This is a genomic window from Dawidia soli (assembly GCF_018598185.1).
In the GTDB taxonomy this organism is placed as follows: Bacteria; Bacteroidota; Bacteroidia; order Cytophagales; family Cyclobacteriaceae; genus Ohtaekwangia; species Ohtaekwangia soli.
Map to the genome: position 1 here is coordinate 1 of NZ_JAHESC010000002.1, position 18,227 is coordinate 18,227.

Annotated in this window: 16 protein-coding genes; 4 read left to right on the top strand and 12 right to left on the bottom strand. The window is 50.0% G+C overall.

Annotated features, from left to right (window positions below):
* Positions 1 to 441 (top strand): MOSC domain-containing protein (locus tag KK078_RS01345; RefSeq protein ID WP_254088435.1); only part of this gene is annotated, 441 nt, incomplete at its 5' end.
* On the opposite strand, the gene KK078_RS01350 is transcribed toward KK078_RS01345, so the two are convergent.
* The 9 genes from KK078_RS01350 to KK078_RS01390 form a co-directional block, all read right to left on the bottom strand.
* Complete coding sequence (locus KK078_RS01350; RefSeq protein WP_254088436.1) at positions 436 to 2,250, bottom strand: tetratricopeptide repeat protein; 1,815 nt, start codon at positions 2,248 to 2,250, stop codon at positions 436 to 438. The genes KK078_RS01345 and KK078_RS01350 overlap by 6 nt on opposite strands.
* Before the next feature lie 344 nt (positions 2,251 to 2,594).
* A complete protein-coding gene (locus KK078_RS01355) occupies positions 2,595 to 4,295 on the bottom strand; it encodes an Ig-like domain-containing protein (protein ID WP_254088437.1) in 1,701 nt (566 codons plus the stop codon).
* Positions 4,292 to 5,176 (bottom strand): class I SAM-dependent methyltransferase, encoded by an 885-nt coding sequence (locus tag KK078_RS01360; RefSeq protein ID WP_254088438.1) that lies wholly within the window; start codon positions 5,174 to 5,176, stop codon positions 4,292 to 4,294. The genes KK078_RS01355 and KK078_RS01360 overlap by 4 nt, the downstream gene beginning before the upstream one ends.
* Positions 5,173 to 7,035 (bottom strand): tRNA uridine-5-carboxymethylaminomethyl(34) synthesis enzyme MnmG, encoded by a 1,863-nt coding sequence (gene mnmG, locus KK078_RS01365; protein ID WP_254088674.1) that lies wholly within the window; start codon positions 7,033 to 7,035, stop codon positions 5,173 to 5,175. Before mnmG ends, KK078_RS01360 begins: the two co-directional genes overlap by 4 nt.
* Before the next feature lie 252 nt (positions 7,036 to 7,287).
* Positions 7,288 to 7,713, bottom strand: coding sequence for an rRNA maturation RNase YbeY (gene ybeY / locus KK078_RS01370; RefSeq protein WP_254088439.1), 426 nt, complete (start codon positions 7,711 to 7,713; stop codon positions 7,288 to 7,290).
* Entirely contained in the window at positions 7,713 to 8,117 is a 405-nt protein-coding gene (locus KK078_RS01375; RefSeq protein ID WP_254088440.1) for an ATP-binding protein, read from the bottom strand. Before KK078_RS01375 ends, ybeY begins: the two co-directional genes overlap by 1 nt.
* 16 nt (positions 8,118 to 8,133) lie before the next feature.
* The gene (locus KK078_RS01380) at positions 8,134 to 11,562 is read right to left on the bottom strand and encodes a DUF4175 family protein (protein ID WP_254088441.1); all 3,429 of its coding nucleotides are present in this window, start codon (positions 11,560 to 11,562) and stop codon (positions 8,134 to 8,136) included.
* Positions 11,563 to 11,650: 88 nt separating this feature from the next.
* Complete coding sequence (locus tag KK078_RS01385) at positions 11,651 to 12,022, bottom strand: hypothetical protein (protein ID WP_254088442.1); 372 nt, start codon at positions 12,020 to 12,022, stop codon at positions 11,651 to 11,653.
* On the bottom strand, positions 12,015 to 12,356 hold the full coding sequence (locus KK078_RS01390) for a carboxymuconolactone decarboxylase family protein (RefSeq protein WP_254088443.1): 342 nt from the start codon (positions 12,354 to 12,356) through the stop codon (positions 12,015 to 12,017). Before KK078_RS01390 ends, KK078_RS01385 begins: the two co-directional genes overlap by 8 nt.
* Positions 12,357 to 12,420: 64 nt before the next feature.
* Here KK078_RS01390 and KK078_RS01395 point away from each other — a divergent pair, with 64 nt between their 5' ends.
* A complete protein-coding gene (locus KK078_RS01395) occupies positions 12,421 to 13,119 on the top strand; it encodes a ComF family protein (protein ID WP_254088444.1) in 699 nt (232 codons plus the stop codon).
* Between the two features lie 79 nt (positions 13,120 to 13,198).
* On the opposite strand, the gene KK078_RS01400 is transcribed toward KK078_RS01395, so the two are convergent.
* Together KK078_RS01400 and KK078_RS01405 are read right to left on the bottom strand one after the other, a co-directional pair.
* Positions 13,199 to 13,813, bottom strand: coding sequence for a thioredoxin family protein (locus KK078_RS01400; protein ID WP_254088445.1), 615 nt, complete (start codon positions 13,811 to 13,813; stop codon positions 13,199 to 13,201).
* Positions 13,814 to 13,853: 40 nt separating this feature from the next.
* Positions 13,854 to 14,324, bottom strand: a complete 471-nt coding sequence (locus KK078_RS01405; RefSeq protein WP_254088446.1) for a TlpA family protein disulfide reductase — start codon at positions 14,322 to 14,324, stop codon at positions 13,854 to 13,856.
* A 369-nt stretch (positions 14,325 to 14,693) separates the two neighbouring features.
* On the opposite strand from KK078_RS01405, the gene KK078_RS01410 reads away from it, so the two are divergent.
* Entirely contained in the window at positions 14,694 to 15,632 is a 939-nt protein-coding gene (locus KK078_RS01410) for an NAD(P)H-dependent flavin oxidoreductase (RefSeq protein WP_254088447.1), read from the top strand.
* Between the two features lie 3 nt (positions 15,633 to 15,635).
* On the opposite strand, the gene KK078_RS01415 is transcribed toward KK078_RS01410, so the two are convergent.
* Positions 15,636 to 15,923, bottom strand: coding sequence for a hypothetical protein (locus KK078_RS01415; RefSeq protein WP_254088448.1), 288 nt, complete (start codon positions 15,921 to 15,923; stop codon positions 15,636 to 15,638).
* 163 nt (positions 15,924 to 16,086) lie between these two features.
* Here KK078_RS01415 and recG point away from each other — a divergent pair, with 163 nt between their 5' ends.
* On the top strand, positions 16,087 to 18,180 hold the full coding sequence (gene recG / locus KK078_RS01420) for an ATP-dependent DNA helicase RecG (protein WP_254088449.1): 2,094 nt from the start codon (positions 16,087 to 16,089) through the stop codon (positions 18,178 to 18,180).
* The last annotated feature ends 47 nt before the right edge of the window (positions 18,181 to 18,227 follow it).

Below are 18,227 nucleotides of genomic sequence, written 5' to 3' on the forward strand. Positions count from 1 at the left end.
TTTCTCCCCCCCCCCACCCGCCCACCCCCGATCCCAACCCGCCGGGGGGGCGGGGTGTGGGTCAAACCCAACGGTCACCGCCCCCGCGCCGCCCGCCGCCAGGCGACCCTCATCCAGGCCGAGCACCTGCAGGCCATCGGCTCTTACCTTGGCCAGGATCCGATCGACCCCAAACTCACCCGCCGCAACATTGTCGTCCGGGGCATAAACCTTTTGGCGTTAAAAGGCCAGCAGTTTCAGATCGGCCAGGCCGTGCTGGAATATTCGGGCGAATGTCATCCCTGCTCACGCATGGAAGAGAATCTGGGGCCGGGCGGCTACAACGCCATGCGTGGTCACGGCGGTATCACAGCAAAAATTATCCGCGGCGGACCGATCCGGATCGGTGATGCCGTGTCCGTGCTTCCGAAAAAAGACACGACACACGGTGATGCCTCATAGCTGCGGCTGCTCGGCGAAGTCGCCACGCAACGTACGGAAACGCTTCCGCGCTTCGGCGGCATATACGCTGCCCGGATACCTGTTGAGGAAATCACGATAGATCTCCATCGCCTTTTCTTTATTTTTTAGCTGGCGCTCATAAATGTCGCCTTCCAGAAAATAAGCATCATCGGCAAGAATGTCGTCGCCGAACTCCTCGCGAATTTTCTGAAGCAACGCCAGCGCCGGTTCAAACTCACCCATCTGCATGCGGATGTTTGCCTCCAGCCAATAAACGTCGTCGAGTATTCCCTGATTTGAAAAAGCAGCGCCTGAAGCAGTGACTCCCTGTTTCAATTTCGCGAGACGGCTCAACGCGTCGTTCGTTTTATTTTGATACAGCAGCAGCTCGATCGACGCATATTCTTTCAGCGCCTCACCCGCCGAGTCGAAAGCAATATTTTCTTTTATGCGCATACTCAGGTCCAGGGCGTCGTTGGCGATCTCACGCGTCGTCGCTTCTTTCAAAATATCGAGATGCTCCTGGGCGAGTTTAAAATTTCCCTTGTAGTACGAGAGCTTCGCGTTCCTCAATTTCGCCTCGTAGCCCACGGGATTTTCTTTTTGCGTTTTCTCCACTTGCGAATACAACAGGCTGGACTCCCAGGGCTCGCCCTTCAACAAATAAATATCACCAAGGTCGAGCTTCGCTTTCGACTTCAGGTACAGCGACGTCCTCGGGTTGTTGATCAAGGTCGTCAACACATGAACCGCCGAATCTTTTTGGTCAAGGTAGTTGGCATAGAGCAAGGCCTGACTCCGCGTAGCCTCCAGCGCGTTGGCGTTGTCGGGATATTGTTTTATAAATTTTTTGTAATCCGTGATCAGCGTCCGGACCGAATCGACGCTCACAGGATAGATCTTTTTTAGTTTTGCTTCGCGCGTGCGGATCAGGCCCAACGTCGCGATCAGGTAATTGGATGTGCGCGGATATTCACGCGCCACGTAGCGATAGATCTTCGCAGCGTTTTCAAAGTCTTCGTTGTCCACAGCAACCCGCGCCACCTCGATGCACTTCTCGCCGTCCCGTTTGTAACGCTTGTCATAGGCACGAGCCTGGACGAAGGCGGCGTAAAAATTTTTTTGCTGGATCGTCACCCAGATCAGAAGATCGGAGTAAACTTCGACGTCCGGAAATTTTTGGACGCGGTCGTACAAAAGATTTTCGAGGCTCACCAACTCGTCGGGCTCTGTCAGCAGCGCCTGCATGATATTTTTTACGTATTGAATGTTGGCGGAATTCTGCGTGACGTAGTTCAGGTATTCCGTCACCATTTTGTCGCGGTTGCCTTTTAAGCGATACAGCATCGCCAGGTCCAGGCTGAAGAGACTGGGGTTCCCCAGGGCGTCGCGGCTCTCGGTTAGGGTCACGATGCCGTAGTCGGCGAGCGAGCGTGACGAAAAATATTCTGCCATCATTTTGGCGCGCGGCACCACGGTTTTGTTCTCGCTGATCAGCTCACGGAAATAACGGTCCGCCTTGTTCAAGTCACCCGACTTCACATAGATCAGCCCGACATCCAGTTTGTATTGCAGATTTTCCGGATCCCTTTTCGACAACCTTTTCAGATATCCCCCCGCCTCGTCGTACGCACCCAGGTCCAGCAGCACGGTCAGATAATTGTTATAAACAAACGGCGTGTTGAAATCCTGCCTGGCCAGGTCCCGGTACAGCTCGGCCGCTTTTTTTTTGTCGCCTTTGAGAAGGTACTCGTTTGCTAACTGAATTTCAGATTGGTTCTGTCCGATGGATAAGAGGCTAAAAAGCATGAACGCGGTTGTCCAGATCAGTTTCTCCCTTACTGTATTTATTAAATAATATATATAGTATTTATAATTAGGGGTGTTCAAATGTGTACAAGTTTTGAGTTTTTGGGCTGTTTATAGGATGTAGATATCTATTGGATAGTAAACTTCTCTGATTCAGGTACTTAATATAGTTATTAACATTGAGATAGTGTGTAGATAAGTGATGTGTGCATAAGACGGCTTGTGGATGGTTGTGGGTAGATGTTGTTTTATCCACGGACAACGTTCGCCGTGTTCCGTTTGTTGGGTTTTTGCAGGTTTTCCCGGTAGAGCGCTCAGTTTATCCACAAGATGTCCGCGTGTTATCAATAGGTTATCAACAAGGGTCCGATCTCCCAATTTGCTTTGAGATTGATGATGGGGTTGTCTTTTTCGTTCAGATAATAGATGGTTGGCTCCGGTTCTACTTTACGAAAGAAGTTTCCGGGCGACCATTCGCCGTTGCCGTCGTAGTCGATTATCAGTCTGATTTGGTACTCGGCTGGAATAACGTCTTCAAAGACGGCGTTCTTTTTGTCGTGGATAACCTTGACAACGTTATTGGACTTGTCGAGCAGCTGTACAATAAAATGCGCTTCTTTTGTTTGGATCTGCGTGGAGATCACGCCGGTTTCCTCCAGCGTGATAGGTCGCAATGTTTCTTCGGAAGCCTTCGAGCTGTCCCGCTCGATGCTGATGAATGCAGCATTGCCAAGGTAGAATCTGTTCTTGATGACTTTCTTGGGTTGCTGTTTAGATTGACCTTTTTCTGTCGTAACAGGTTTTGGCTTTGGCGTATCTTTTACGGGCTCGGGCTCAATCAGGAGTTTTGCGTCAAAGGTCTTTTGGATCGTGATCCGGTTATGGAGCGAGTCCCATTGGATATCGCCTTTAGAAAAGGTGACAACTTTGGCGGAGTCGATCTGGTAGAGAATGCTGTCGTAGTTGATCTCAAGCAGTGGTTTGCTGAATTGTACCTGGCCTGTGATGAAGCCTTTTCGGGCAAATACTTTGAAACCGTCGGTCTTGGAAGAGAAAGCTTCTGGTTTTACTTCGCGGTCCGTGAACTTGGCGTAAATGACTGTATCGATTCGGTTATAGATACTGTCTCGTGCCGTGAGCCTGATGGCTGTGCTGTCGGTGTTGTCAAAGGTGTTGTACACGCGGATGTTGGCCGGGTCTTCGCCGAAAGCTGAGAAGAGCCATTCACTGCTGTCGGAAGTGAGTTTGTAGGTAGCTAGGTTCTTGGAAAGCTTGATATTGAAGTAGGTGTTGTACGGCCTGGAGTTGGTGAGCTTGAGCTGCCGGGTGTCGAGTTTGATGATCGGTATATCGATTTGTTTCTGATTCCGTTTGAGCTCGATCGGTGTGCCGATGAAGCCGTATTGCTCGGTTTTGCTGTCTGCGATCAGGTTTCTGTTCCTGTCGTCGATGGCGAAGACGTAGTAGGTTCCGGGTTTGAGATTCTCAAGCGCATATAGTCCCGTCTCATTGGTCTTTGTAATGTAGGCAGGCGTGTGTTGAAAGATGTTGAACGTGTCGCTTTCGAACAGCGCAACAGTTGCTTCTTTTACGGGGACAGGTCGTAGCGGATCGTAGATAAGTCCCTGAATGATGAGGGAGTCGACATACGGCCCCGTGCTGATCGCGAGTTTTATATTCTTCGCCGGATTCTTTTCAGTGATGTCTTGTATCGCGTCCCGGAAGTTGAAGGTATAGGTAGTGCTGTCTTTCAGCTCCGTGTCTAACGTCATATGCACGACGTTCTTCTTGACGTTGATGTCGTACTTCTTTTGGATATCCGGAGTGACGATGATCTGTTCCTTGGGATTGTTCAGGAGTAAGGCCTCATCAAACGTAAGCGTGAGCTCTTTGTCTTTGAAGTTGGTCTGGTTGATATAAGGCACCGCTTTGACAAGTACCGGAGGAATGGTGTCTTTAGGCCCCCCCGTCGGGGCGGTTTGGCGCGCACATGACAGGATAAAAAGAGAATATACAAACCAGGGTAATGCTTTTCTGAGGATCATTTCTTGACGATATAGATAAGACTCGAGTAATCACCTGATTTAGAGGCCTTTACGTTTGAAGTAAGGCCGTTTAAGGTGGCCTTCAGCATACCTGTTACAGATGACTTGCTGTTTTTGTATTTCTCGCTGAGCAGGCTGATGTAAAAGGAATCAAGTTTCATAGGGATTGTTCCCGTTACATTCATTCCGTTTTTAGTGATCAGTGTCCTCATTGTTTCACGTGAAAAATGCCAAAGATGTCTGGGAGTATCATAGCCTGCCCAGTGTTCTTTATAGTGCTGCCCATCCCAGCTGCTGTGATTGGGTACAGCAATAAAGATTGTGCCATTTTCGGCAAGCTTGCTTTTGAGCAGTGAAAGTGTTTGATCAAGATTGCTCACGTGCTCAAGGACGTGCCATAGCGTTATGACCGTAAAGTTGGCATCAGTTGCAGATTGAAGTGACTCATATACCGGTGATGCTGTGAGTGTCTTAGCTTGTTCTCTCGCCGCCGGTGAAGGCTCGACGCCCACGGTAGTCCAGCCGGCAGCTTTGCAGGTGGATAGGAATTCGCCGGTGCCACAGCCATAGTCCAGGATCTTTCCTGGTGTCGTGCCACCTTGTTGAACGATGCGGAGTTTCCATTTGAGCGTAAAGCTCCGCGCGATGAGATAGACTTTATCTACCAGCGTTTTTCCCTTGTTGGAGTGGGAGATGTAGTCTTCCGAAAGATAGTATTGATGTAAGTCCTCATCGGCGGGCCGTGGCGTGGTGATCGCAAGCTTGCAGGTTTGGCACTGCCGGAGTTCAAATACTTGTTGTGATACAGTGTTGTCCTTGCTCGTGAGGAGAAGCTGCAGATCTTCTCCGCCGCATACGGGACATATCTTTATGTCGATCATTTGCCCATGTATATGGTTAGTACAGAAATGTCGGAAGGCGATACGCCGCTGATGCGTGTGGCCTGTCCGAGAGTTTCGGGTTTTATGCGTTTAAGCTTTTCACGCGCTTCAGAAGAGAGTGCCTTCACCCGGTCATAATCAAAGTCGGGTTTGATCTTGAATTCTTCCAGGCTTCCGATCTTTTCTGCAAGCTTTTGCTCGCGTTCGATGTAGCTCTCGTATTTGATGTCGATCTCAGCTTCTTCTTGTACTTCCGGGCTGTACTTATCCAGGAGCGCTTTTAGATCGGGGCTTAATTGGCGCAACTCGGGCATACCGATCTGTGGACGACGCAGCAAGTGAGCGACAACCACCTTTTCACGGATGGCAGATGTTTGAATGCTTTCCAGGCCGGCATTTACCGTTTCGGGGTCGGCTTTGATGCTGCTGAGCTCTTTCAGTAATTGATCAATGGACGTCTTTTTTTGAAGGAAGGAATCATAACGTTCTTGTGTGGCAAGACCAATCTTGTAACCTGTTTCGGTCAGGCGCAGGTCGGCATTGTCCTGGCGGAGTAGAATGCGATACTCGGCACGCGAGGTGAACATCCGGTACGGCTCCTGTGTGCCCTTGTTTACCAGATCGTCAATCAGTACACCGATATAGGCTTCTGATCTTTTTAAGATCAAAGGTTCTTTTTCATGTGCAGTATGATGAGCGTTGATACCAGCCATCAGACCCTGGCAGGCCGCTTCTTCATAACCAGTCGTGCCATTGATCTGGCCGGCAAAGAATAGTCCGGTGACGAGGTGCGTTTCGAGGCTTAGTTTGAGCTGGGTCGGGGGAAAGAAGTCATATTCTATCGCATATCCAGGACGGAACATCTTAGCGTTTTCAAATCCGGGGATCTTACGCAATGCCTGGTATTGTATATCCTCTGGTAGCGAAGTAGAAAAGCCGTTTACATAGATCTCTACTGTGTTCCACCCTTCAGGCTCGACAAAGATCTGATGGCGGTCTCGTTCAGCGAAACGGTTGATCTTATCTTCTATGGAAGGACAGTAGCGGGGACCTAATCCTTTAATGCGACCTTGGAACATCGGAGACTTATCAAATCCTTTCTGCAGTTCCTGGTGAACATCTTCATTTGTGTACGTGATCCAGCAGCTGACTTGTTTGTCCAATGGCGTTGTATCTGAATAGGAGAATTTGCCGGGCTTTTCGTCCCCCGGCTGTTCTTCCATCTTTGAATAGTCCAGGCTTCTGCCATCGATACGCGGAGGCGTGCCGGTTTTCATACGGCCAGCCTCGAATCCAAGGGTTAGGAGCTGTTCGGTCAGTCCGGTGGCCGCCTTTTCGGCTGCACGCCCTCCGCCGAAGTTCTTTTCGCCGATGTGGATCAATCCATTTAAGAAGGTGCCGTTGGTGAGGACGACCGCCTTTGATTTGATCTCCAGGCCGAGAGAAGTCTTCACACCTACTGCTCTGCCGTCCTTAACGAGTATTTCCTTAACGGTTTCTTGCCAGAAGTCCAGGTTGGGAGTTCTTTCGAGGGCCAGGCGCCATTCTTCGGAGAATTTCATGCGGTCGTTTTGTGTACGGGGGCTCCACATAGCAGGACCTTTGGAACGGTTCAGCATTCGGAATTGAATAGCGGACTTATCTGAGATAATACCCGACATGCCTCCCAGGGCGTCGATCTCTCGCACAATTTGGCCTTTCGCTACACCACCCATGGCCGGATTACAGGACATCTGGGCGATGGTGTTCATGTTCATTGTCACTAGCAGTACCTTCGAGCCCATCATGGCCGCGGCATGCGAAGCTTCACAACCGGCATGCCCTGCTCCTACTACTATGACATCATATTCTGGAAACATCATCTATTATTTACTTGTTTAAGCTACGTTCCACGTGGAACACTAAAGTTGCCCACAAAATCTTTCCACATTTCCACATTTGCGTTCCACGTGGAACATTTATCTGTCTCTCTTTAATGGTTGAGCCACTAATGTTCCACGTGGAACACTATGATCGTGCAGGTTTCTAATTCCACGGTGCTATGGCAAATGTTCCACGTGGAACATTGCCCCTTTTCTGCGCTATGGTTCTTTATGTTCCACGTGGAACATTTAATTGTTCCGCAAGGCCAGATAGGTATCTTCTTTCTTGGTCATCTGGGCTTTGGCTGTCTTCGTCTTATCACCATAACCCACCAGGTGCAAAACGCCGTGAATAATGACTCTGTGCAATTCTTCGTCGAAGGGACGCCCAAACTTCCCGGCATTCTCATGGATCCGCTCTATGCTAATGAAAATATCACCTTCAATAGTTCCCGGTGTCGCGCTGCTATCAAAGGTGATGATATCGGTGTAGGTGTGATGGTCCAAGTACTCCATGTTTATCTGTAACAGGTACTCGTCCGTGCAAAAGATGAAGTTCAGATCGCCCAGGGTCTTTTTTTCCTTCCTTAGGGCGGATTTGATCCAGGTGGATGTTTTGCGGGGATGCGGAAGCTTAAATTCTGTTTCTTCAGAGAAGAAGCGGATAGAGGCCATCAGGAATTCATGTAAAAGCTCAATTCAACGATTCTTCCCTCTTCCTTGAAGTCCACTTCGTCCGACAAGTGCTTCATCAGGAAGATGCCACGGCCCCCTGGCTTCTCCAGGTTCTCCGGTGCAGTCGGGTCAGGCAGATTCTGGTAGTCAAACCCCATTCCTTCGTCCTTTACTACAAACCGGATCATGCTCTCGTCCAAAGAAAGGCTCAAATGCACATTCTTCGTTTTGTCACTGGCATTGCCATGCTTAATGGCATTGTTCACCGCCTCCGTTACGGCAATCATGATATTACCATAAATATCATCGTCGAGGTGAAAGCGCTCCTTGGCATTGTCAATGAAGCTCTCAATCATGCGGATGTTCTCTACGATAGACGGGACCTGGATACTAATGGTGTTCATGTGCTCTATAGCCTTGTTATTGGTTTCCGATTCTTTTAAAGTATTCGTTTACTTCTTTCTTATAGTAAGGGTAAAGCTTCGGTGGAACTGTTTTCAGCAATTCTACCTCTTTTTCCTTGAGACGCAAATATTCTTCAAATGCCTTGGGAATTTCTTTGTCGTAATCCTTGGCAGTCTCCCCTTTCCGCTCTTCCTCCATGTCCTGCTCACGCGCAGACTTCTCTGTTTCCAGCAAACGTGTAAGGATTTCCTGCTGGCGTTTGATCATCTGGTCCGTCAACTGCTTGTTCACCAGATCCATCTCCGTCTGCTCCATTTTTGCCGGAAGATCACCCCCCGGCATCTTGCCCCCCTCCTTCATCTTCTCTTGCATTTCCTGCAAGGCCTTTCTGATCCGTTCCTGTTCTGCTGCCATCTCCGCCAGCTCTTCTGAAAGCTGACGACCCGATTTGCCGCTTCCTTTCAACTCCTGGATCTTTTGATTCAGCTGCTGCTGCATTTGACTGAGGTTCGGCTTCTGTCCTTTTTTATTCGACGGCTTTGACGATGGTTTTGCATTGGCCATCATCTGCATCATCATATCGAAGTGGGAATCCAACATCAATGCCAGATTATTGATCGAGGTCATGCTTTGCTGCATCTCGCTGGCCGCCTGAGGCCGCTTACGCTCCCGGTTTGCTGTAATGACCTTGTCCAGGTGGTCGTTCAGCTCGCCAATCTCTTTGGTAACAATGGAACCCATAAAGGCATCGCGCTTGCCAATGGCCAGCAGGCTATCCTCCAACACCCTGGCATCATCCTTCAGCTTCATCTGCTGCTGTGCCAGGCCGTTAAAGCGGGGGTCGCTTTGATTCAGCTCATGGAAGTTCTTCATGAGGTTTTCCTGGTCAAACGACAACTTTACCAACCCGTGAATGATCTGGCGCAGCGACTCGATGTTCTGCATGTCCATTTCCATCTCCATCGAACTTTGGGCTCCTTCCATCTGCTGTTGCATCTGCTTCATTTGCTGAATGGACTTCTGCTGCATCGGCTTGGACTTAGAAGGCTGGTTCTGCTTCAACATCTCCTGGCTTTGCTCCTGTTCCTGCTCAACTTTGTCAGCATCCTCTTTAGAGGGCAGCTTGTCGCCTTTGTCCAATTCCTCTCCCAGCTTTTTGAGCTCTTCCATCTTCTCAGAAGACTTCTGAAAATCTTCCTGAAGCTTCTGTTGCTCCTCGGCTAACTTCTGGTTCTCGCTCTTCTGATCATCGCCGGCCTGTTGACCGTCCTTTTCTTTTTCGTCAGGGTTCTTACCCTGCTGATCTTGCTTGCCGTCTTTGTTGTCCCCCTTCTTGTCCTTGTCTCCCTTCGAGTCTTTGTTGTCGCCTTTCTTGTTGTCTTTGTTCTTTTCCAACGACTCCGTCTTCTCTAAGAGCCCCTCCTGTTTTTCAATCTGCTTTTTTATGTCCTCAATGGACTGATCCAGCTTGTAATCAAACTGCAATTGCTTGAAGAGCTCCAGCGTGCGCTCCAGCTCCTTCTCCAGATTGTCGGTCTTCTGGTTGAGTTTGTCCATCAGCTTCTGCAGCTGCGTGGCATCTGAGTTTTCCTTCAGAAGTTTCTGCAGCTCCTCAAACAGCTTTTTAGTTTCTTCGTCCAACAGCTCTTCCATCAGCTTCTGGATCTGCTGTGCCTTCTCGCGGATCCGTTCATCTTGTTCCGTGAATGCATCCTTCTTTTGCTCCAGCAGTTTGTTCTGTTCTTTGAGCTCCTCCAGCATATTGTCGAGGCTCTGCTTTTGCTGCACAATGTCTTCCAACATTTTCTTGTCCTGCCAATCCAGGTTCTGTTTGCCTTTCAGCTTCTGGTTGGCCTGCTCGATCTGATCCTGAAGTTTCTGCGCCTTGGTGCTGCTCTGTGAAAGCTGACGCTCGGTCTGATTTTGTGAGCGCACAATGTCGTTGGCAAGATTCTCTTGCGACGGAAGCGAGAACGAATACATCGCCGACTTCGTGGACTTACGCCCATTCACACCGTCATTGTCCCACACTTGCAAATAATACTCCAGCTGCTCACCCGGATGTAACTTCAGCGAATCAACCGGCCAGTTGTAAAAGAAGCTTTGCTGCGATTGATTGCGCGTGATCGGAATATTGATCGTACGCGACAACACTTCTTTCTGATTTTCATTTCGCACGCGGAATGTCAACACTAGTTGGCTCAGCCCATAGTCGTCGGAAATGGTGCCGCCCAACACCACGCGTTGGTATAGCACAGAATCTTTAAAATTGTTGACCGTGATCTGCGGGTACTGATCTTTGATAACATCCACCCGGTACGAGATCTTTTCTTTGTTCCGGCTCTCGGCGTTGTTCAGCGAGATTTCATAGCCATCGGGATTGCGGAATTCTTTTTGATATTTAAATATCTGATTGTCAGAATGTTGTATATCCTGCGGTGTTTTGTCGGAAGCAAATACAATACTTGCTTTGGTTGTATTCGCGGCTTGCAGCTCCCACCGCACGCGCGTGCCCTCGGGTATCTCCAGGTTGCCGGTATTTACCAGCTTTTCATTTTGCCGTTGCAGATAGCGCGGGTACTCCAGCGCCACGGAAAATTGTGTGAGTTCTGGCCGGCTGATCAGTGCCACGTGAAACATATCCGAAAAGAAACCGGCAGCTTCCACTTGAAAATCCATCGCCTCCTGTACGCTTTCAAAGGTATAGGCAAAATTCCCGCTGCCCAGGTTTTCAAACTTGAGTCGGTTTTTGCCAAGCACCAGGTATGCGTCTTGTGGCACAGCCTGGCCACGCAGCTGCAGCTGAAGGGTGAACGATTCGTTGTAATACGCCTGAAGCGACTTCGCGTCGATCACAAATTGAAACGGCACCTCCGGCGAGTAATGGCGATTGAAGTGAACGATCCGGTCGGTGCTGTGGGTAAGAATGCTGTGATTAAAAATGGCGATGGCCAGGATCACAAACACCGGGATAAACAAATACCGCAGGTATTTACGGTTCTCGCGCAGATCGATAAAGTGATCAAACTGTACAGGCGCCAGGTCCTGCGAGCGCTGACGGATACTCGCGGCAGCCAGCGCCGAACTGTTCTCGAGTGCAGAAAGTTGAATGAGGTTTACTAACCGATCTTTTTCGCTCGGCAGATAATTGCCGATCAGGCGCGCGCTTTGCTCTTCATCGAGACCTTTGCGGACGATCCACCACCGCAGCGGATCTTTCAGGAACCTGAAAACACAATAACCGGCTACGCCCAGAAAGGTGAAGAAAATAACGAACCGGGCCCAGGGCCCCAGCCAGAACATATACTCCACCACTGCCGCCAACAGGAAATACGAAAACAGGATCGCCAGCGAGAGGATTGCCCCGCGGAGAAAAATGTTGAGATAGTACTTCCTTTTGAAGGACTTAATCTTTTCGTGGATCTGCTCAATACCTGGTCCCATCTCGATGCTTGATTATATAAACAAACGCAGTAACGTATTCCAAAGTTGAGAAAGGTCTAAGATACGGGCTTCACTTCTACAAAGTCAATCAACTGGCCGGCGGGGCAACCCACTCAAACTCCTTTTCAAAGTATTCTATCACAAGCATTTTCAGGAGTTTCTCCTGCTCCAGCAGGTCGAAGTGCGGCAGCTTTTTGATCAGTTTCCAATGTGGCCAGCCGTCTTTGTCCAATCCTTCGAGCACATAATAGCCGGCATAGCTCAATACTTTGCAAATGCCGATGTGCATCAGGTCCTGTTTTTCTTCCTTGCTGAAAGTAGCCTGCCCACGGCCCAGCTCCTGAACGCCGATTAAAAACAGCACACTGTTCAGATCCTTGGGCTTTTTGCCGATCATCTGTTCAACGGCCCCAAGCAGCGATGCCCAGGTCCGCTCCAGCTCCAGGTCGCGCTTAAACATGTTGCAGCTCCTCCCAGAATTCAAAGGCGCGCCGCAGGTGCGGGATCACAATCGTTCCACCCACCAACGTCGCCACGCCCATGGCCTCATGAACTTCCGATGTGGTGAAGCCAACTTCCTTGCATTTACCCAGGTGATATTTCACGCAATCATCGCAGCGCAGCACCAATGAACAGGTCAAACCGATCAGTTCTTTTGACTTCACGTCCAGGTGGCCTTCCGCATACGCATTGGTATCGAGGTTAAAAATTCTCTTGATGATCAGGCTGTCCGAGTCCATGATCTTCTCATTCATTTTGCTGCGGTACGAGTTGAAATCCTCGACAAGTCCCATAAGTAATTTTGTTGATTATTTTTTTTATTTTACAACACTGTTGTCGGCAAATATATTTCTAAAAATGGCGAATTCTCTCGAGTCTGTCTTTTCCGATTTTGTTTCACTCTTCTTTCCCCGTCTTTGTGCGGCCTGCACCCAGCCGCGGATGAAAGGCGAACCCATCATTTGCTCGGCCTGCCTGCTGGAATTGCCTTACACAGACCACCACATCGACCCGCAAAACTTGCTGTATCAGCGCCTTTCGGCTTTTACGCCGGTTCACACTGCGCAGGCGTTCTTGAAATTCTCCAAAGACAGCCGTGTACAGCGACTACTCTATGCCCTGAAGTACGGCCACCAACCCGACGTCGGAAATTTTCTCGGCGAATTGTACGGCGCGCGGCTTTCTTCCACCGGGATGACCACGAAGCCCGACCTGGTCGTGCCCATACCGCTTCACCCGAGCCGGCAGCGAAAGCGCGGCTACAACCAAAGTGCTTGTTTTGCCGCGGGCATGGCCTCGACGTTAAACATACCCTGCGCGGAAAACCTGGTCGAGCGTACAGTCAAAACGATAACCCAGACCCGCAAAAACCGGCTGGAACGTTGGGAAAACATGCAAAATGTATTTCGTGTAAAAGTTTCACGTGAAATCGCCGGCAAGGATCTGTTGCTGGTGGACGATGTCGTCACCACCGGGGCCACGCTCGAAGCGTGCGTACGTGCCCTGACCGATGCCGGCTGCGGCGCAATACACATTGCCTGCATTGCCGCTGCATGACGAAGTACGAGGCGGGTACAAAAAAACAGCCTCCCGACGTTAGCAAACCGGGAGGCCTTTTTTACCCAAGGTATGATTACTAAACATTCTTCCACTTGATGCCGCAGCCAATGGCTTTGGTTCGTTCCGTCGTTACAGGCTTGTTTGCCAATAAAGCCTGGATGGCATCTTCTACATATCTTTTATCGGCAGCGTCGGCGTCGCGGCTGTTGTTGTCGATGGCCCCGATATAAGCAACTTTAAAATCGTTGCCCGCCTTTTTCAGCACAAACACATGCGGTGTGTTCGAAGCGCCAAAAGCCCGGGCCACATCCTGCGATTCGTCAACCAGATACGGAAAATCGTATTTCTCGCGCTTGGCCTGCGCCACCATATTATCAAACGAGTCGCCGGGAGACAAGTCGGGACTGTTGGCGTTGATCGCCACCAGCGGAAAACCCTGTGGCTCATATTTTTTATTCAGCGCCTGGATCCGGTCGTTGTATGCTTTTGAAAACGGGCACGTGTTGCAGTCAAACACAACAATTAAACCCTTACCCGACTGGTAGTCTGATAACGATACCATCTTGCCATCTACATTCCGGAGTTTGAATGTAGCCACCGTATCTCCTATCTGATAGCCCGGGGGGCGGCCTGCGAAAAATATCAGCAGGGAGAATGCCGCCAGTGTCGATGCAATACTGTGTATTTTCATAAGGGAGAGATTATTACAAGTTGTTATCCATGGTGTAAGATCATTTGACCGAGGCGACGAGCTGCTGAAGTTCACCATCCGCCAGCTCGCGTTCCACGAATTTCCGGGTGCCGGTGCGTGTGTTGACGATCAATGTCGCCGGAATCGCCCCTTGCCAGGAAGCATCTACTTTGTCGATCCAGGTGTTGTAGTCGATCTCATCCAGCAGCACCGTTTCAGACTTAATATTCTTGCGCGCCATAAAGGCGTTCACCTTTTCAACCTTATCGGCAAAGTCCAGGTTTACCAACGTCACTTTTACCCCGGGAGTTTCGGCACCCAGCTTTTCAAACAACGGCAGCTCTTTTACGCAGGGAGCACACCAGGTCGCCCAAAAGTTAATTACCTGCACTTCGTCTGTTTGAGTCTTCATGATCTTTTCAATGCGGTCAAACTTTACGACCGTGGCGGTTTGCGCATGTGCCCAACTATAAGACGCCGAAAGCAGTAAAAAGCAGAATATTTTTTTCATGGTGTAAAAAACGTTTGGAAATCCGGGATGTTCAAAACCCTGGCCAAAATGTTTATAGAACCTGATGAAAAGATTGAATTTAAGGCCCCGAAAAACCTTAAAATTCAGGTAGTTATAATGGCTCTGAAAAAAGCAACAAAAGAAATCCACAATTCGAGCCTTTTATCCACATTACCATTATGTTTCCTGTTATTATTCTGATAATCAAATACTTGCGACTAAATCCGACCGTCTCAAATTTGTGGACAACTTTAGAGGCCGGAAAAAGCCCCTTTTTCCGGCGCCCAAAAACAGGTAAAAAAAGGTGCATAAATCTTTGCACAAACTGGGGACAGAAAGTGAACCGGATTAACTATTTTTTCAGCTAGTATGAACCAGCGAATTCAACATCTTTTTAACATCGAGATCCCGATTGTCCAGGCCGGTATGGTGTGGTGCAGTGGCTGGCGGCTGGCTTCGGCCGTGAGCAATGCCGGCGGCCTGGGCCTGATCGGTGCCGGCTCCATGTACCCACAGGTATTGCGTGAGCATATTCAAAAATGTAAGGCGGCTACTACGAAACCGTTCGGCGTCAACGTGCCGCTGTTATATCCGGAGATCGATGCGCTCATGAAGATCATCGTCGAAGAGCAGGTGCCGGTTGTCTTTACCTCCGCCGGCAACCCCGCTACGTGGACGGGCTTTCTGAAACAAGCCGGCATCACGGTCGTGCATGTCGTGTCAAGTGTCAGGTTTGCCCAAAAGGCCGTGCAGGCAGGTGTCGATGCGGTGGTGGCCGAAGGCTTCGAGGCCGGTGGGCACAACGGCCGTGAAGAAACTACTACGTTGGTGTTGATTCCCATGGTGCGCGATGCCATCACGGTACCGTTGATGGCGGCCGGTGGTATTGCCAGTGGCCGTGCGATGTTAGCCTGCGAAGTGCTGGGGGCGGATGGCTTTCAGGTCGGCAGCCGCTTTGCCGTAAGTGAAGAATCTTCCGCGCATGAACGTTTCAAGCAACGCGTCACCACATCCGCGGAAGGTGAAACCGTGCTCACATTAAAACAATTGGCGCCGGTGCGCCTGATCCGCAATAAATTTTCAGAGGAAGTATTAGCCGCCGAGCGCCGGGGTGCCAGTGTGCAGGAACTTGACACCTTGCTGGGCAAGCGCCGCGCGCGCCTGGGTATATTTGAAGGAGACCTCGACGCCGGTGAATTAGAGATCGGCCAGGTGGCGGCTGCCCTGCGGCGGGTTCAGCCGGCGGGTACTATAGTACACGAAATGTGGCAGGAGTATCAGAAGTTGCGTAAACACTTATACGCCTAACAGTCATTCGTTTTCTTGAACCGCCACCGGTATGTCCGCCTCGACCTTCACGGTGTGTTTTACCTTCGTGGTCTTCTCCACAGGCGGCTGTGTGCCCGGACAATATACCGTGTGATACCAGGCCTCGTAATCTTTATACTGAATGCAACCGCTGAGAATTTTTCCGTCCATCAGGATCTTGATAAAAGCATCCTCATCAAACGTTTTCAGAATACTGTTGGACTGTTCAGACGGAAGCTGATTGACCTCGACGTACTGAATACCCTTAAAGATTTTCGAATCAATTTTCATAAATCCCTCTTCGCTTTTTCGTATTCCCTCTCTCGCGACTCTTGAATTAAACTAAACATCGTTTTGTAACCAAGTAAGTGTTACAAAGCCCTCTAACGCAGAAAAAGATTATACGTTGTTTATAAATTGTTATTTTGAAACGTTTTCACGAGCAATTCCCAGAATGGCCTCATTTTTTGAAACACCCATCGAATATTTAAAAGGCGTAGGCCCTCAACGTTCATCGCTCCTTAACAAAGAATTAAACATTTTTACATTTGGCGACTTGATCCAGTACTACCCGTTTCGGCACGAGGATCGTGTAAAATTCTATGCCATAAACGACATTTATGACGAGATGCCCTATGTGCAGGTCAAAGGTACACTGCTTCGCAAAGAAATTATAGGTACCGGATTTAAAAAAAGACTGGTGGCCAGTATCAGTGATGGAACCGACGAACTCGAACTTGTATGGTTTCAAGGTATAGCTTGGATCCAGGATAAGATCAAGACCGGTGTACAGTACGTTGTGTTTGGCAAACCCACCCGCTATGGAAGCAAGTTCAATATAGCTCACCCGGAGATAGAGCTGCTCACCCCCAAGAACGAGAAGGGAGGTACCCTGTATCCGGTATATTCGCTAACCGAAAAGTTAAAGGGCAAGCATGTCGACAGTAAGGCCATCGCCAAGCTCATGCAAGAGCTCCTGGCCAAAGCCGCCGACCACATACGCGAAACGTTACCGCGCAGTGCCACCGACAAGTTCAAGTTGATCTCTAAAAAGGAGGCACTTCAGCATATACATTTTCCGCAAACGATCGAACAGCTGGCCCAGGCCCAACAGCGGCTCAAGTTCGAAGAACTTTTCTACATACAGCTCAGGCTCTTGAAAATGAAAGTCGTGCGGCAGGAAAAGTTCCGGGGCCAGGTGTTCCAGGACACCCGCTTGCTCACCGCCTTTTACAATGACCACCTGCCGTTTGCCCTGACCGACGCCCAGAAGAAAGTGATCCGCGAGATATATACCGATCTGAAGTCTGGCAAGCAGATGAACCGGCTCGTGCAGGGCGATGTGGGCAGCGGCAAAACCATCGTGGCCTTTATCTGCATGCTCGTTGTCGCGGCCGGCAATGCACAGGCAGCGTTCATGGCGCCGACGGAGATCCTGGCACAGCAACATTACAAGAACCTGAAGCGCTACGCCGACAGCATGCAGTTACCCATTGCGTTGCTCACCGGGTCCACCAAAAAGTCCGAACGAAAAGTTATTCACGAAGGACTGCTATCGGGTGAGTTGAAGATTCTCATCGGCACCCATGCCCTGCTGGAAGAAGAGGTGCAATTCAACAACCTGGGCCTCTCGATCATTGACGAACAACATCGTTTCGGGGTTGCCCAGCGTTCAAAATTATGGCAAAAGAATGTGGATATATATCCCCATATTTTAGTCATGACGGCGACACCCATCCCCAGAACGCTGGCGATGACACTTTACGGAGACCTCGATATTTCGACCATCGACCAGCTCCCTGCCGGCCGGAAACCTATAAAAACGTTACACAAATTTGATGCCCATCGGTTGCAGGTGAACGAATTCTTGCGTAAGGAGATCGCCAAAGGACGCCAGGTGTATATGGTCTACCCGCTCATTGAAGAATCTGAAAAGCTGGATCTCAAGCATCTCGAGGATGGCTACGAAAGCGTGTGCCGGGCGTTTCCCGAGGTTGCGGTCAGTATTGTGCACGGCAGAATGAAGCCCGAGGCCAAAGACTTCGAAATGGCCCGTTTTATAAAAAACGAAACCAAGATCATGGTGGCGACCACGGTGATCGAAGTAGGCGTAGACGTTCCAAACGCATCCGTCATGGTGATCGAAAACGCCGAGCGCTTTGGCCTTTCGCAGTTGCACCAATTGCGCGGCCGGGTGGGCCGCGGTGCCGAACAATCGTATTGCATCCTGATGACCAACAGCAAACTGGGCGCAGACTCCAAAACACGGATCGAAACCATGGTGCGCACCACCAACGGTTTTGACATTGCCGAAACCGATCTGAAGTTGCGTGGCCCCGGCGACCTGATGGGCACCCAACAAAGCGGCGCCCTCGACCTGCTCGTAGCCGACCTCGCCAAAGACGGCGCCATCCTCCAGGAAGCCCGCGAGCTTGCCAAAGAAATCCTGCGGGACGACCCCGAGCTGGACAAGCCCGAAAACAAGCTCATCCGCACGCAGATCGACTCCATGCGAAAAACGGTCGTTAACTGGAGCCGCATCAGCTGACCCCGTCATCTCGACGTAACAAAAAACGGTGGAAGAGCAGGCCGGCG

Bases quoted from the DNA above. Each gene is read 5' to 3' on its own strand.
- KK078_RS01350 (WP_254088436.1), bottom strand. From the start codon at position 2,250: ATGCTTTTTAGCCTCTTATCCATCGGACAGAACCAATCTGAAATTCAG.
- KK078_RS01355 (WP_254088437.1), bottom strand. From the start codon at position 4,295: ATGATCCTCAGAAAAGCATTACCCTGGTTTGTATATTCTCTTTTTATC.
- KK078_RS01360 (WP_254088438.1), bottom strand. From the start codon at position 5,176: ATGATCGACATAAAGATATGTCCCGTATGCGGCGGAGAAGATCTGCAG.
- mnmG (WP_254088674.1), bottom strand. From the start codon at position 7,035: ATGTTTCCAGAATATGATGTCATAGTAGTAGGAGCAGGGCATGCCGGT.
- ybeY (WP_254088439.1), bottom strand. From the start codon at position 7,713: ATGGCCTCTATCCGCTTCTTCTCTGAAGAAACAGAATTTAAGCTTCCG.
- KK078_RS01375 (WP_254088440.1), bottom strand. From the start codon at position 8,117: ATGAACACCATTAGTATCCAGGTCCCGTCTATCGTAGAGAACATCCGC.
- KK078_RS01380 (WP_254088441.1), bottom strand. From the start codon at position 11,562: ATGGGACCAGGTATTGAGCAGATCCACGAAAAGATTAAGTCCTTCAAA.
- KK078_RS01385 (WP_254088442.1), bottom strand. From the start codon at position 12,022: ATGTTTAAGCGCGACCTGGAGCTGGAGCGGACCTGGGCATCGCTGCTT.
- KK078_RS01390 (WP_254088443.1), bottom strand. From the start codon at position 12,356: ATGGGACTTGTCGAGGATTTCAACTCGTACCGCAGCAAAATGAATGAG.
- KK078_RS01395 (WP_254088444.1), top strand. From the start codon at position 12,421: ATGGCGAATTCTCTCGAGTCTGTCTTTTCCGATTTTGTTTCACTCTTC.
- KK078_RS01400 (WP_254088445.1), bottom strand. From the start codon at position 13,813: ATGAAAATACACAGTATTGCATCGACACTGGCGGCATTCTCCCTGCTG.
- KK078_RS01405 (WP_254088446.1), bottom strand. From the start codon at position 14,324: ATGAAAAAAATATTCTGCTTTTTACTGCTTTCGGCGTCTTATAGTTGG.
- KK078_RS01410 (WP_254088447.1), top strand. From the start codon at position 14,694: ATGAACCAGCGAATTCAACATCTTTTTAACATCGAGATCCCGATTGTC.
- KK078_RS01415 (WP_254088448.1), bottom strand. From the start codon at position 15,923: ATGAAAATTGATTCGAAAATCTTTAAGGGTATTCAGTACGTCGAGGTC.
- recG (WP_254088449.1), top strand. From the start codon at position 16,087: ATGGCCTCATTTTTTGAAACACCCATCGAATATTTAAAAGGCGTAGGC.